This window comes from Rhizobacter sp. P2_H2, assembly GCF_056403375.1.
Map to the genome: position 1 here is coordinate 1 of NZ_JBFUFP010001196.1, position 1,526 is coordinate 1,526.

General features: G+C 66.2%; 1 pseudogene. It reads right to left on the minus strand.

Annotated elements, in window-relative coordinates:
- Positions 1 to 1,526 (minus strand): annotated as a pseudogene (locus tag AC1D15_RS31520) (DNA-directed RNA polymerase subunit beta'); the annotation flags it as partial.

A 1,526-nucleotide genomic window follows, 5' to 3' on the forward strand; every position in this document is an offset into this window, starting at 1 on the left:
ATGTAGGCCGTCTCGCCCGGGTTGACGATCTGCACGCGGCGCAGCATCTGGCGAACGATCACCTCGATGTGCTTGTCGTTGATCTTCACGCCCTGCAGACGGTAGACGTCCTGCACTTCGTCGACGATGTAGCGCGCCAGTTCCTCGATGCCCAGCAGGCGCAGGATGTCCTGCGGATCGGCCGGACCGTCGACGATCGACTCGCCCTTGTTGACCACCTGGCCTTCGTGGACCACGATGTTCTTTTCCTTCGGGACGAGCTCTTCGTAGACCTTGCCTTCCGGATCGGTGATCTGCAGGCGAACCTTGCCCTTGGTCTCCTTGCCGAACGACACCGTGCCGGTCATCTCGGCCAGCGTGCCCTTGTCCTTCGGGCTGCGTGCCTCGAAGAGTTCGGCCACGCGCGGCAGACCGCCGGTGATGTCCCGCGTCTTCTGGCCTTCGACCGGAATGCGCGCCAGCACCTCGCCCGGGGCCAGGTCCTGGCCGTCGCGGATCTGGATCAGCGAGCCGACCTGGAAGCCGATCGTCACCGAGTGGTCGGTGCCGGGGATCTTCACCTCGTTGCCGCCGGCGTCCAGCAGCTTGACCTGCGGACGCACGACCTTGGCCGCGCCGCGGCGCTTCGGGTCGATCACGACCAGCGTCGACAGGCCGGTCACTTCATCGAGCTGCTTGGCGACCGTGACACCTTCCTCGACGTTCTCGAACTTCGCCTTGCCGGCGAATTCCGTGATGATCGGGCGGGTCAGCGGATCCCAGTTGGCCAGCACCGTGCCAGCCTTGAGCTGCTGGTCGGGCTTGATGTTCAGGATCGCGCCGTACGGCACCTTGTGGCGCTCACGCTCGCGACCGTGCTGGTCGGCGATGATGATTTCACCCGAGCGCGAGATCACGACCAGGTCGCCCTTGCCGTTGGTCACGTAGCGCATCGTCGCGTTGAAGCCGATGTGGCCATCGGACTTCGCATCGACGCTGGACGCCACCGCCGCACGCGAAGCCGCGCCGCCGATGTGGAACGTGCGCATCGTCAGCTGCGTGCCCGGTTCGCCGATCGACTGCGCCGCGATCACGCCGACTGCCTCGCCGCGGTTCACCAGGCCGCCACGACCCAGGTCGCGGCCGTAGCACTTGCCGCACAGGCCGAAGCGCGTGCCGCAGGTCAGCGCGGTGCGCACCTTCACTTCGTCGACGCCGGCGGCTTCGAGGCCGTCGAGTGCGTCTTCGTCGAGCATGGTGCCGCCGGTCAGCAGCTGTTCACCCGTTTCCGGATGCAGCACCTCGATCGCGGTGACGCGGCCGAGGATGCGGTCGCGCAGCGATTCGATCACTTCGCCACCTTCGACCAGCGCGCGCATGTTGATGCCGTTCTGCGTGCCGCAATCGTCTTCGGTGACCACCAGATCCTGCGTCACGTCGACCAGTCGACGCGTCAGGTAGCCGGAGTTCGCCGTCTTCAGCGCCGTGTCCGCGAGGCCTTTTCGGGCGCCGTGGGTGGAGATGAAGTACTGCAGCACGTTCAGGCC